The sequence below is a fragment of the Pseudomonas sp. UBA5568 genome, from assembly GCF_002425525.1.
Lineage (GTDB): Bacteria > Pseudomonadota > Gammaproteobacteria > Pseudomonadales > Pseudomonadaceae > Aquipseudomonas > Aquipseudomonas fulva.
This window is the reverse complement of the sequence record NZ_DIMK01000008.1, coordinates 1-12,310: the sequence shown is the minus strand read 5'-3', so window position 1 is coordinate 12,310 and position 12,310 is coordinate 1. Positions and strand designations below refer to the sequence as shown.

Annotated in this window: 12 protein-coding genes; 5 read left to right on the top strand and 7 right to left on the bottom strand. The window is 60.7% G+C overall.

Translation table 11 applies throughout. The annotated features are described in order from the left end of the window. On the bottom strand, positions 1-1,601 hold a 1,601-nt coding region (locus B2S33_RS03220), incomplete at its 3' end, for a heavy metal translocating P-type ATPase (RefSeq protein ID WP_288649820.1). Positions 1,602-1,652: 51 nt separating this feature from the next. Further along, positions 1,653-2,039 (bottom strand): hypothetical protein, encoded by a 387-nt coding sequence (locus B2S33_RS03215; RefSeq protein ID WP_028687899.1) that lies wholly within the window; start codon positions 2,037-2,039, stop codon positions 1,653-1,655. 137 nt (positions 2,040-2,176) lie between these two features. Between B2S33_RS03215 and B2S33_RS03210 the strand changes: the two genes are divergently transcribed. The 3 genes from B2S33_RS03210 (at position 2,177) to B2S33_RS03200 (ending at position 4,710) form a co-directional block, all read left to right on the top strand. Next, positions 2,177-2,374, top strand: a complete 198-nt coding sequence (locus B2S33_RS03210; protein WP_049695393.1) for a heavy-metal-associated domain-containing protein — start codon at positions 2,177-2,179, stop codon at positions 2,372-2,374. A 98-nt stretch (positions 2,375-2,472) separates the two neighbouring features. Beyond that, positions 2,473-3,654 carry a multidrug effflux MFS transporter gene (locus B2S33_RS03205; RefSeq protein WP_028687901.1) on the top strand — a complete coding sequence of 394 codons (1,182 nt, stop codon included), beginning with the start codon at positions 2,473-2,475 and terminating at the stop codon, positions 3,652-3,654. A gap of 342 nt (positions 3,655-3,996) precedes the next feature. Further along, the gene (locus B2S33_RS03200; RefSeq protein WP_027915187.1) at positions 3,997-4,710 is read left to right on the top strand and encodes an ArsR/SmtB family transcription factor; all 714 of its coding nucleotides are present in this window, start codon (positions 3,997-3,999) and stop codon (positions 4,708-4,710) included. Positions 4,711-4,715: 5 nt separating this feature from the next. On the opposite strand, the gene B2S33_RS03195 is transcribed toward B2S33_RS03200, so the two are convergent. From B2S33_RS03195 to B2S33_RS03175, 5 genes are all read right to left on the bottom strand, one after another. Beyond that, on the bottom strand, positions 4,716-5,663 hold the full coding sequence (locus tag B2S33_RS03195; RefSeq protein WP_049695395.1) for an adenosine deaminase: 948 nt from the start codon (positions 5,661-5,663) through the stop codon (positions 4,716-4,718). Positions 5,664-5,748: 85 nt separating this feature from the next. Continuing rightward, a complete protein-coding gene (locus tag B2S33_RS03190) occupies positions 5,749-6,435 on the bottom strand; it encodes an SDR family oxidoreductase (protein WP_288649818.1) in 687 nt (228 codons plus the stop codon). A 384-nt stretch (positions 6,436-6,819) separates the two neighbouring features. Next, complete coding sequence (locus tag B2S33_RS03185; RefSeq protein ID WP_028687904.1) at positions 6,820-7,404, bottom strand: IMPACT family protein; 585 nt, start codon at positions 7,402-7,404, stop codon at positions 6,820-6,822. A gap of 9 nt (positions 7,405-7,413) precedes the next feature. Beyond that, complete coding sequence (locus B2S33_RS03180) at positions 7,414-8,076, bottom strand: TetR/AcrR family transcriptional regulator (RefSeq protein ID WP_023535181.1); 663 nt, start codon at positions 8,074-8,076, stop codon at positions 7,414-7,416. Positions 8,077-8,166: 90 nt separating this feature from the next. Beyond that, positions 8,167-9,087: a LysR family transcriptional regulator gene (locus B2S33_RS03175; RefSeq protein ID WP_027915191.1), complete on the bottom strand. Its 921-nt coding sequence runs from the start codon at positions 9,085-9,087 to the stop codon at positions 8,167-8,169. A 115-nt stretch (positions 9,088-9,202) separates the two neighbouring features. Here B2S33_RS03175 and B2S33_RS03170 point away from each other — a divergent pair, with 115 nt between their 5' ends. Together B2S33_RS03170 and B2S33_RS03165 are read left to right on the top strand one after the other, a co-directional pair. Next, positions 9,203-10,549 (top strand): aspartate aminotransferase family protein, encoded by a 1,347-nt coding sequence (locus B2S33_RS03170; protein WP_027915192.1) that lies wholly within the window; start codon positions 9,203-9,205, stop codon positions 10,547-10,549. A 69-nt stretch (positions 10,550-10,618) separates the two neighbouring features. Continuing rightward, positions 10,619-12,112, top strand: coding sequence for a CoA-acylating methylmalonate-semialdehyde dehydrogenase (locus B2S33_RS03165; protein WP_288649815.1), 1,494 nt, complete (start codon positions 10,619-10,621; stop codon positions 12,110-12,112). The last annotated feature ends 198 nt before the right edge of the window (positions 12,113-12,310 follow it).

Here is a 12,310-nt window from a genome sequence, read left to right as displayed (position 1 = left end):
CAGGCGTCCAGCACGGCCTTGGCCAGCGGGTGTTCACTGCCGCGCTGAAGCGCGCCGGCCAATCGGTAAAGGTTGTCCGTATCGCCGTCCAGTGCTTGGCTATGCACCACGTTCGGGCTGCCGGAGGTGAGCGTGCCTGTCTTGTCGAACACGACGCGGTTGACGGCCTGCGCGCGTTCCAGTGCTTCGGCATCTTTTATGAGAATGCCGTGGCGTGCGGCAACGCCTGTACCCGCCATGATCGCGGCCGGCGTGGCCAGCCCCAGCGCGCATGGGCAGGCGATGACCAGAACGGCCACGGCGTTGATCACAGCGGTTTCGAACGGGGCACCGGCCAGCCACCACCCCATCAAGGTGATCGCGGCGAGTATCAGTACGGCGGGCACGAACACCTGGCTTACCCGGTCGACCAGTTTCTGAATGGGCGCTTTGGCGGCTTGGGCGTCTTCGACCAAGCGGATGATGCGCGCCAGGACGGTTTCGGTGTCAAGCGCCTGGGTGCGGACCAGTAACCGGCCTTCGCCGTTGATCGCACCCCCGGTGACGCTGTCCCCGGGTTGCTTGGCGACTGGCAGGCTTTCGCCGCTGATCAGGGCCTCATCGGCATGGCTGTGACCGTCTTCGACGATACCGTCGACCGGAAAACGCTCACCTGGTTTGACCATGACCAGGTCACCCACGCGCAGCTGGGTGATGGCGACCTCCTGCTCCACGCCATCGATGACCCTTAGCGCACGCTCGGGACGCAGCGCTTCCAGTGCGCGTATGGCGCTGGCGGTCTGGCGCTTGGCACGGCTCTCCAGGTACTTGCCCAGCATGACCAGGGCGATGACCACTGCACTGGCTTCGAAGTAGAGGTGGGGTGTGCTACCCGATGGCGCGTTGGCCCATTGATAAAGACTCAAGCCGTAACCGGCACTGGTCCCGAGGGCGACCAGCAGGTCCATGTTGCCGCTGCGCGCACGCACGGCCTTCCAGGCCGCAACGTAGAAGCGGGCACCCAGGATGAACTGCACCGGCGTTGCCAGCAAAAACTGCGCCCAGGCCGGCAGCATCCAGTGCAGGCCCAACGGTTGTACAAGCATAGGCAACACCAGGGGAGACGCCAGCAGCAGCGCCGCAGCGACTGCAAGCCGTTCCCGGCGCAAGCGGCGCTGGATCGTCGCTTGTTCATTCTCGGATGCGCGCGGCAGGCTGGCGTCATAACCGGCTTGCCCTATCGCATCGATCAGCGCCGCGTCCGGCACGCCGTCGAGAACGTCCAGGTGGGCACGTTCGTTGGCCAGATTGACGCTGACCTTCAGCACCCCCTGCACCTTGGCCAGCGCACGCTCGACTCGGCCGACGCAGCTGGCACAGGTCATGCCGGCGATCTGCAATTCCACCGTATGACTGGGTACAGCGTAACCGGCTGCGTGGACGGCGTTGACCAGTGCATCCAGGCTATCGGCCGGCGCCTGCACACGGGCCTGCTCACTGGCAAGGTTGACGGTGACGTGATCTGCGCCGGTGACCTTGCGCAAGGCACGCTCCACTCGGCCAGCGCAGCTGGCGCAGGTCATGCCGGAGACGGGCAGGTGATAAGTGACGGGCGTGGACATGGTTTCCTCCTTGGGCACGCTGCCAGCATCAACCTTGCCACCTGGGGAAGGTCAATAGTCCAGCGGCGTTCGCTTGAGCTCCATCCCATAGTGGCCCATCGCGATGCGGTACTTGTTGATCTGCCCGGCTTGCAGGTTCAACCGGGTGCTACGTTGATCCTCAAGGCCCGGGGCGCAACCGGGTGTCTGCCCAGGCAGCAGGCGCAGGCGTACATCGACGGGGCCCGCAGGCAGGTTGAACGACGTGGACTGTTCCTGGAACAGTCGCCCCGCCAGTTGATCGTTGAGGTAGACACCGATCTCGCAACTGGTGGCCACTTCAAGCCGTTCGCGGGAAATGATCAGTACGCTGTAGGCCGAGTTGTCTTCGGCGGTGGCCGGCGGCACTGCAGCGAGCGCACCCAGCAGCCCGATGAAGCCCATTGCTGTCCTGAACATGAACACTCTCCTGCTTGCCTGTTTCAAAGTCGCAGCTTGGCCGAGGTGGACGCGAATTGCCACCTCCAGACACGCCCGCTTGACCTTGCCCCCATGGCAAGCTTGAAACTCGCTGAAAACCTTGAGGAGGTGTTTCCATGCACGTATTCACTGTAGAAGGCATGACCTGTGGCCATTGCGTGAAGGCGGTCACCCAAGCCGTTCAGGCGCTCGATGGCGCTGCCAAGGTCGATGTCGATTTGGCCAAGAAGCAGGTTCGCGTCGATAGCAGCGCCGACCCAGCGCAGATACGGGCGGCCATCCAGGAAGAGGGTTACCAGGCCGAAATTGCGTAGGCGCTCAAGCTGGCAACGCTATTGTTGGATTGTTTTGCGCAGCACGGGGTCCACAGCAGGTAGAATGTGCAACTTTGTTAGCTTGCTATGGATTCCCGATGAACCTGCGAATGGTCCTTATCCTGGGCGCACTCAGTGCGTTCGGGCCTTTGGCGATCGACTTCTACCTGCCTGCCTTTCCGGCGATAGCCCAGGCGTTCGCCACTGATGAAAAACACGTCCAGACCACTCTGGCTGCCTACTTTCTCGGGTTGTCGATCGGGCAGCTCCTCTATGGCCCGGTAGCTGACCGTTTCGGTCGGCGCAAGCCGTTGCTGTTTGGCGTGGCGCTTTTTACCCTGGCATCGCTGGGATGCGCCTATGCGCCCAACCTGGACACCCTGATTCTGGCGCGCTTTGTCCAGGCACTGGGCGGCTGCGCGGGTATGGTGCTATCCCGGGCGATCGTCAGCGACAAGTGCGACCCGGTGGCTTCGGCCAAGGTGTTCTCGCAGCTGGTGCTGGTCATGGGCTTGGCGCCGATCCTTGCGCCCATGCTCGGCGGCGTGCTGGTCAACCATGCTGGGTGGCAGTTCATTTTCCTGTCCTTGAGCCTGTTCAGTGCCGGTTGCCTGCTCGCCGTCAGCCTCGGGCTGCCTGAAAGCATGCCTGATCATATTCCCCGGCAGCCATTGTCAGGGGCTTTGCGTCAGTACCTGCGCCTGCTCGCCGACCGTGTGTTCCTGGGGCACGCCTTGACGGGCGGTATCGCCATCGCCGGCATGTTTGCCTACATCGCAGGCTCGCCGTTCGTGTTCATCAAGTTGTACGGAGTACCTGCCGAGCATTACGGGTGGTTCTTCGGTGCCAATGCTGCGGGGTTCATCCTGATGGCTCAGGTGAACGCACGCCTGCTGGCTAAACGCGGGCCCGCCTGGCTGCTGACCCGGGCGGTATGGGTATACCTGGCAGCAGGCCTGGTTTTGCTGAGCATGGCGGCAATCAGGCCCCCAGCGCTCTGGCCGCTATTGGTACCGCTATTCGTGTGCATAGCGAGCCTGGGCTTCATTCTGCCCAACGCCTCGGCTTGCGCCATGAGCGGGCAGGGCGCTCGGGCTGGCAGCGCGTCGGCCATGATGGGCTGCGTGCAGTTCAGTGTTGCCGCTGGGGCCGCGGCGTTGGTGGGTTTGCTGCACGATGGCAGCGCGGTGCCCATGGCGCTGGTGATGAGCCTGTGTGGGGCATTGGTGGTCACGGTTGCGCTGTTGACGCGGCGCTTGCAATTTAAACGCTCGGTATGAGGCGTGAAGAACCTTCGATTATATCTGCGCTATTTGGTGAAGACGGCTGTGGGCATCTTCCGAATTTGCAATAAGTGATATGCCTTAACTCACTCCATGCTGGGCCATGTTTCCTGTCAAACCGCCGATATACAGGCTGTTTTGCGAACATGCCGTTGAATAAGTCTCCTGCAAAGGGTAGCCCTACCCAGTGCATTTTTGCGACAACTAGGCCTGGGAGTGGCGCCAGGGTGGCTCCAGGTGCGGCTTATACTGACGAGCCAGGCCGGCGCGAGCGAGGGCGTTCGTGGGCCAGGGTCGGCCATCGCACCTACACAGTGAATATGCAGGAGTCACAGGGACATGAAAGCAGCCAGCAGCATCAGCCAGATCGCCAGCCTGATGGCCGACCCCAAGCGCAGTGCCATGTTATGGGCCTTGATCGATGGCACCCCCCGCCTGGCCAACGAGTTGGCCATCATGACCGGGCTCAGCGCCTCATCGGCCTGTGCACATCTTTCGCTGCTTTCTTCAGCGGGCTTGCTTCGGCATGAGGCCAGGGGACGCAAGCGTTATTTCCGCCTGGCAACGCCTCAGGTGGGCGCCGCTGTAGAGGCCCTTGCCAGCGTGCAACTCGAACAGGCAAGAAACCGTCATGCCCACACGCCGCGCCCTTCATTGCCCATGTCCGTGCGACGCGCCAGGCGGTGCGGCGATCACCTGGGCGGTGAGCTTGCAGGCGAACTCTACCATCGACTGGTAGTGGCTGGATGGCTGGATGGTTGTGGGCGGCAGTTGGTGGTCAGCGATGAGGGGCGAGCGCAACTGGCTCGCCTCGGCGTATACATCGATGCGCTGGCACCGCATCAGCCCCGAGCATGCACGATGTGCCGCTGCACCGAGTGGCACGACATGGAACCGCACCTGGGGGGCATTCTGGGCCAGGCGCTGTTCCGGCTGTTCCTGCAATCAGGGTGGATGCGCGAGGCCGAAGATACCCGGGCGTTGCACATATCACCGCTGGGTATCCAGCAGATCAATCGCATCGCCCGGGTCGAGACGCTGCAGGTGGGCTGAACGCGTCAGACCAGGCGCGCATCCAGGCTGTTCTGGGCAAGCCGGCGAGCTTGCTCTTGGGTCATACCCAGGTGAGTGTGCAGGGCGTGGAAGTTTTCCGTCACGTAGCCACCGAAATAGGCTGGGTCGTCCGAGTTGACGGTGACCTTCACGCCTTTTTCCAACATGTCGAGAATGTTGTGTTGGCTCATGTGGTCGAACACGCACAGCTTGGTGTTGGACAGTGGGCACACGGTCAAGGGGATCTGCTCCTCGATGATGCGCTGCATGAGGCGCTCGTCCTCGATGGCGCGCACACCGTGATCGATACGCTTGATCTGGAGCAGGTCCAGCGCTTCCCAGATGTACTCGGGCGGGCCTTCCTCGCCGGCATGCGCGACGGCCACGAAGCCTTCGCTGCGTGCCCTGTCGAACACACGCTGGAACTTGCTCGGTGGGTGGCCCATTTCGGAACTGTCCAGCCCAACGGCAATGAATGCGTCGCGAAACGGCAGGGCCTGGTCCAACGTCTTGTGGGCTTCGTCTTCGCTCAGGTGACGAAGGAAGCTCAGGATCAGGCCGCTGCTGATGCCCAACTGGTCACGGCCATCCTTGAGTGCCTGGTTGATGCCATTGAGCACCACTTCGAAAGGGATGCCGCGGTCGGTGTGTGTCTGTGGATCGAAGAAGGGCTCGGTGTGAATCACATTCTGCGCTTTGCAACGCTGAAGGTAAGCCCATGTGAGGTCATAGAAGTCCTGTTCGGTGCGCAGAACGTCGGCACCCTGGTAGTACAGGTCGAGAAACTCCTGCAAGTTGTTGAAGGCGTACGCACCGCGCAACGTCTCGACATCAGCCCAAGGCAGGGCAATCTTGTTGCGCTCGGCCAGGGCGAACAGCAACTCGGGTTCCAGGGAGCCTTCAAGGTGCAGGTGCAGTTCGGCCTTGGGCAGGGCGTTCAACCAGTCATACATATAAGGTGATCTCAATCAGGTACGGTTGCCGCCATTCTACAGGGCCCGGCCCGGCCGTGCGCCCCAATGGCGGCAACCTGCCCAATCACCAGACCAAGGGTTCGCCCTTGTAGTTGATGAAGCGCAGGCCCGCCGTTCCACCCTGGGCCTTGATCTGCTCGAGCATGCCACGCGTGCTGGTCAACACGTCGATCTCCGCGTTTTCTCCGCCCATGTCGGTTTTCACCCATCCTGGGTGCATGGCCAATACGCACAGGTCATGGCGCTGCTGGGCCACCACAAAACTGTTGATCATGGAGTTGAGGGCCGCCTTGCTGGCTTTGTACAAGCAAATCTCCCCGCCATCAGGCACTGCGACACTGCCCAGAATGGAGCTCATGAAGGCGAGTACGCCGGTATGTTCACGTGCATGTTCAACCAGGCGGCGTGCGACACGAATCGGTGCAACGACGTTGGTCATGAACAGGTCACCGATTTCTTGGTGTGTGACGTTTTCCACATCCTGTGGGAGAGGGCCCATGACACCTGCGTTGATAAACACCAGGTCGAATAGCTGGCCGGTCAGACGCTCGGCCAGGGTGTCGAGTTGGGCTGGGTCATTCATTTCCAGCTGTTCGATACGCACGCCTGGAACATCAGCCAGAGCGCCTGGTGTTTGCAGAGTGCGTACGGTGGCGGTGACCTCCCATCCGTCTTCGTACAGGCGGTTGACCAAGCCTAACCCCAGGCCACGTGAGGCCCCGATGATCAGAGCGGTTTTTGAATCGGCCATGAGCGTGCTCCGTATGGTTGTCAGAGCCAATGAGCATAATCCATAGGGCGCGGGGTCGTGCCAGGTCATTCGTGTTGTTGCTCGGGAGAGCGTTGCTGCTCGAAAAATGAGCGAACCTTGGTGCGGCCTTGTGCAACAGGCGCCCTGTCGTTCCACTCACGGGTTATCCACAGGCTGCTCCACAATTAATGTGTGCAAACCGCAGCGGTCCAACCTTATTGCCACCTGCGCATGGGGATAACTCAGGCCGGCTTTGGTCAAGCCGCCGATCCAGCAACCGTGGTCAAATTTTGAACAAACCTGTGGAGGGCTCATGCTTATTGGGCTCTAGGCGTATGCCCCAAGCTTATCCACAGCCAGGCCCACAGTTGCTGTGGGCAATACTCAGCAACTCTCCAACAGGATCCGGCCGCGGCTCAGGTCTGCCAATTGCTGCTGCAGCGGCTGCCTGTGGGCATCTTCAAAGGCAAGCCTCAGGTCTACACCATTGGCGGTGAAGTGCTCTTCAAGCACCAGACCCTGAACGTCGGCGATCCGCAGTTTCACCAATGCCAACTCGCTGAACGCACAACTGCAAGTGAACTCGCTGCGCTGTACCAGCAGGCGCTTGGGGGCCTGCTGCAGGCATTTGTTGGCACCGCCGCCGTATGCCCTGGCCAACCCGCCGGTGCCAAGCTGAATGCCACCGTACCAGCGGATGACCAGTACTACTACCTGATCGCAATCCTGTGCCTCGATGGCTGACAAGATCGGGCGCCCGGCCGTGCCACCGGGTTCACCATCGTCGCTGCTGCGGTATTGAGCACCGATTTTCCATGCCCAGCAATTGTGGGTGGCGTCGGGGTCGCTGTGACGCTCGATGAAACTCATGGCATCGCTGGCACTGTCGATGGGCCCGGCCAGGGTAATGAAGCGGCTTTTGCGAATGTCCTCGCGGTATTCGCAGAGGTCGAGCAGGGTAGAAGGCATAAATGTCGGTCAGGCAACTGGCGCGATGCCGCATCCTTTGAGAATGATGTGGATAAGGTTGGTGCTGGCATCTTCCATGTCTTGCTTGGTCAACCGGCTACGGCCAGTGACTTGGCAGATCTGCGTGGCGAAGTCGGCGTAATGCTGGGTACTGCCCCATAGCAGGAAGATCAGGTGGACGGGGTCGACAGGGTCCATCTTGCCGGCGTCCATCCAGGCCTGGAACACTGCCGCCCGGCCCCGGAACCACTCGCGGTAGTCAGCGCTGAAGTATTCGGTCAGGCATGAGCCGCCGCTGATGACTTCCATGGCGAAGATTCGGGACGCCTGCGGGTTGCGCCTGGAGAACTCCATCTTCGTGCGAATGTACCGGCTAAGCGCCTCGCCCGGGTCGTCCTCGACGCTCAAGGCGTTGAAGGTGCTGTCCCATAGCTCGATGATGTTGCTGAGTACGGCAATATACAGGCCCAGCTTGTTGGTGAAGTAGTAATGCAGGTTGGCTTTGGGCAGCCCCGCCTTGAGGGCGATGGTGTTCATGCTGGTGCCCTTGAAACCATGACGGGCGAACTCGTCTTCGGCGGCCTTGATGATGGCCTGTTCGTTTTTCTGTCGGATACGGCCTGCGGGTTTGCCGGAGGCGGATAGGCGATGCGCAGGGACTTCTAATGTCATGAACGATTCCGTGCAGGGGGATGGCTGCGTCTGTAGGACAAGATTACCTTCCCACGGCAAAGTAACAAGCATTGGCGGCAGAGAGTGGCATCAACGTGTCGCAGCCAGACTTTCCAGAAAACTCTCAAGCACCAGGTTGGGCCTTCTGCCTTTTCGCGTCACCCAGCTCAAGCTCAGGTCATAGAAACGTTGCTGCGGCTTGAGCGCTCTCAGCCTTCCTTGCTGGACCCAGAGCGCAGCGTAGTGATCAGGCAAGTAACCCATGTAGCGCCCTGTCAGGATCAGAAACGCCATGCCTTCGCGATCAGAGGCGCTGGCCGTGCAGTTGAGCACCTGGTAGTGGGCCTGGACTTCGGCAGGCAAGCGGAAGGTTGGGGTAATGGCTTCCTGGCGATTGAGGCGCTCATCGTCGAGCAGATGGTCATCGGCGTAGAACAGCGGATGACCGACGGCGCAGTACAGCAGCGAGCGTTCGCTATACAGCGGTTGATATTCCAGCCCCGACAACGGGCTGGTCTGGGGGACGACGCCCACATGCAGGCTACCATCTAGAACGCCGTGCTCCACCTGGCTGGGTGCAATCATGCGGATCTGGATACGCACGTCCGGACCTCGGTCCTTGAGTTCAGCCAGCGCATGGGTGATGCGCATGTGCGGCAGGGTGACGAGGTTATCGGTCAGGCCGATGTTCAACTCGCCGCGCAAATGCTGGTGCAGGCCGTTGACTTCGGTACGGAAGGTCTCCAGTGCGCTCAGCAGTTGCAGCGCCGAGTGATAGACCTCTCGGCCTTCCTCGGTCAACGAGAACCCTGCACGCCCGCGCTGGCACAGGCGCAAACCCAGACGCTGCTCAAGATCGTTCATCTGCTGACTGATAGCCGATCGCCCGATACCCAGCACGTTTTCCGCGGCGGAAAACCCGCCACATTCCACCACGCTGCGGTAGATTTTCAGCAGGCGAATATCGAAGTCGCTGACTTGGGCAAGCGGATCGGGGCGTCGGCTCATCAGTTTAGTCGTGGCCTGTGTAAAGGTTAGAAATGCAGGCTTTTTCAGACTTTATCGCCGTGCCAAGTTAGCTGCAACAACATCCATCGTTGCCTAATCGTCTCTCGAGGAACCGCCGATGAACATGCTCCAAACCGCGCCTGCCGGTATCGCCAGCCAGCTCAAGCTGGATGCGCACTGGATGCCCTATACCGCCAACCGCAATTTCCAGCGCGATCCTCGGCTGATCGTGGCGGCCGATGGCAACCATTTGGTGGACGACAAGGGGCGCAGGATTTTCGATGCCCTGTCAGGTTTGTGGACATGTGGCGCGGGCCATACCCGCAAGGAAATCACCGAGGCGGTGTCGCGTCAGATCGGCACCCTGGACTATTCGCCGGGGTTTCAGTTCGGGCACCCGCTGTCCTTCCAGCTGGCTGAAAAGATTGCCGAACTGACCCCGGGTGACCTGAATCATGTGTTCTACACCAACTCAGGCTCCGAATGTGCCGATACGGCGCTGAAGATGGTGCGCGCCTATTGGCGCTTGAAAGGCCAGGCCACCAAGACCAAGATCATTGGCCGCGCCCGTGGCTACCACGGGGTGAACATCGCGGGTACCAGCCTGGGCGGTGTCAACGGCAACCGCAAGATGTTCGGGCAGTTGCTGGACGTCGATCATCTGCCCCACACCGTATTGCCGGCCAACGCGTTCACCAAGGGCCTGCCGGAAGAAGGCGGCATCGCGCTGGCTGACGAGATGCTCAAGCTGATCGAGTTGCACGACGCGTCCAATATTGCAGCGGTGATCGTCGAGCCGCTGGCGGGTTCGGCCGGCGTGCTGCCGCCGCCCAAGGGTTACCTCAAGCGTTTGCGTGAAATCTGCACTCAGCACAATATCCTGCTGATCTTCGACGAAGTGATCACCGGCTTTGGCCGCATGGGCGCGATGACCGGCGCCGAGGCCTTCGGCGTTACGCCTGACCTGATGTGCATCGCCAAGCAGGTGACCAACGGGGCGATCCCCATGGGGGCCGTGGTCGCCAGCAGCGAGATCTATCACACCTTCATGAACCAGCCGACGCCGGACTATGCCGTGGAATTCCCCCATGGCTATACCTACTCCGCACACCCGGTCGCCTGCGCGGCAGGTCTTGCCGCACTGGATCTGCTGCAAAAAGAAAACCTCGTGCAGTCTGCTGCCGACCTGGCACCGCATTTCGAGAAGCTGCTGCACGGCGTCAAAGGCACCAAGAATATCGTCGATATCCGCAACTATGGCCTGGCAGGCGCCATCCAGATCGCCGCCCGGGACGGAGATGCCATCGTTCGCCCTTATGAAGCGGCCATGAAACTGTGGAAAGCGGGCTTCTATGTGCGGTTCGGTGGCGACACCTTGCAGTTCGGCCCAACCTTCAATACCAAGCCCGAAGAGCTGGACCGTCTGTTCGATGCCGTGGGCGAGACCCTGAACCTGATCGACTGATTTCCTGCGTTCAAGGCAGGCGTTTGCCGCAGGCACGCCTGTCACGCCTCTTTTTTTATGGAGTGTTACATGAGCATTGTTCAGCACCTGATCAACGGTGACCTGGTTACCAAGGGCGAGCGCACCGCCGATGTGTTCAACCCTTCCACTGGCCAGGCCATTCGCAAGGTCGAACTGGCCAGTCGTGCGACCGTGCAGCAAGCCATCGATGCCGCCAAAGCCGCGTTCCCGGCCTGGCGCAACACCCCGCCGGCCAAGCGTGCGCAAGTCATGTTCCGTTTCAAGCAGCTGCTCGAGCAGAACGAAGCGCGAATCGCACAGATGATCAGCGAGGAGCACGGCAAGACCCTGGAAGATGCCGCCGGTGAGTTGAAGCGCGGTATCGAGAACGTCGAGTTCGCCTGTGCTGCACCTGAATTGCTCAAGGGCGAGTACAGCCGAAACGTAGGACCCAATATCGACGCCTGGTCCGACTTCCAACCGCTGGGCATAGTGGCGGGTATCACGCCCTTCAACTTCCCGGCGATGGTGCCGCTGTGGATGTATCCACTGGCAATCGCATGCGGCAACGCATTCATTCTCAAGCCGTCGGAGCGCGACCCCAGCTCGACGCTGTTCATCGCCCAGCTGTTGCTGGAAGCGGGCCTGCCCAAGGGCATCCTCAATGTGGTGCACGGTGACAAGGAAGCGGTGGATGCCCTGATCGAGGCACCGGAGGTCAAGGCGCTGAGTTTCGTGGGTTCCACGCCGATCGCCGAGTACATCTACGCTGAGGGTACCAAACGTGGCAAGCGCGTCCAGGCACTGGGCGGCGCGAAAAACCACGCAGTGCTGATGCCCGATGCCGACCTGGACAACGCCGTCAGTGCGCTGATGGGGGCTGCCTATGGTTCGTGCGGTGAGCGTTGCATGGCCATTTCGGTCGCGGTATGCGTGGGTGACCAGGTGGCCGATGCGCTTATTGCCAAGCTTGAGCCGCAAATCAAGGCATTGAAGATCGGTGCGGGCACATCGTGCGGCCTGGACATGGGGCCGCTGGTCACGGCGGCTGCTCGCGACAGAGTGGTTGGCTACATCGAGGAAGGCGTAGCGGCGGGGGCCAGGCTCGTTGTCGACGGTCGCGGCTTGCGCGTATCGGGTAATGAAGAAGGCTATTTCGTCGGCGGCACCTTGTTCGACAAGGTGACCCCGCAAATGCGCATCTACAAGGAAGAGATTTTCGGGCCGGTGCTGTGTGTAGTACGGGTCGACAGCCTTGAGCAGGCCATGCAACTGATCAATGATCACGAGTATGGCAACGGTACCTGCATCTTTACCCGTGACGGTGAAGCGGCGCGGTTGTTCTGCGATGAGATCGAAGTAGGCATGGTGGGGGTGAACGTTCCGCTGCCGGTCCCTGTGGCCTACCACAGCTTCGGCGGTTGGAAGCGTTCGCTGTTTGGTGACCTGCATGCCTACGGGCCGGACGGCGTGAGGTTCTACACCCGGCGCAAGGCCATTACTCAACGCTGGCCGCAACGTGCTAGCCATGAAGCATCGCAGTTCGCGTTCCCTAGTTTGTAAGCGTGCTGTAAACGAAGAAGGAGGCCACGGGGCCTCCTTCTTCTATATAGCGTCATGGTTCATTCATGTACGGCGTCTTTCCCACCCACGGCCTGAATATTTCAAATACATGAAATTAAAGGTTGACGCGGTTTCGAATCCCCTTATAATGCGCCCCACTTCCAGCGACATCGGAACGCGAAACTCCTTGAGATTCAA

Coding starts and splice junctions, on each gene's coding strand:
- B2S33_RS03185 (WP_028687904.1), bottom strand. CDS start 7,404: ATGCCTTCTACCCTGCTCGACCTCTGCGAATACCGCGAGGACATTCGC.
- B2S33_RS03165 (WP_288649815.1), top strand. CDS start 10,619: ATGAGCATTGTTCAGCACCTGATCAACGGTGACCTGGTTACCAAGGGC.
- B2S33_RS03195 (WP_049695395.1), bottom strand. CDS start 5,663: ATGTATGACTGGTTGAACGCCCTGCCCAAGGCCGAACTGCACCTGCAC.
- B2S33_RS03210 (WP_049695393.1), top strand. CDS start 2,177: ATGCACGTATTCACTGTAGAAGGCATGACCTGTGGCCATTGCGTGAAG.
- B2S33_RS03180 (WP_023535181.1), bottom strand. CDS start 8,076: ATGACATTAGAAGTCCCTGCGCATCGCCTATCCGCCTCCGGCAAACCC.
- B2S33_RS03215 (WP_028687899.1), bottom strand. CDS start 2,039: ATGTTCAGGACAGCAATGGGCTTCATCGGGCTGCTGGGTGCGCTCGCT.
- B2S33_RS03190 (WP_288649818.1), bottom strand. CDS start 6,435: ATGGCCGATTCAAAAACCGCTCTGATCATCGGGGCCTCACGTGGCCTG.
- B2S33_RS03200 (WP_027915187.1), top strand. CDS start 3,997: ATGAAAGCAGCCAGCAGCATCAGCCAGATCGCCAGCCTGATGGCCGAC.
- B2S33_RS03205 (WP_028687901.1), top strand. CDS start 2,473: ATGAACCTGCGAATGGTCCTTATCCTGGGCGCACTCAGTGCGTTCGGG.
- B2S33_RS03170 (WP_027915192.1), top strand. CDS start 9,203: ATGAACATGCTCCAAACCGCGCCTGCCGGTATCGCCAGCCAGCTCAAG.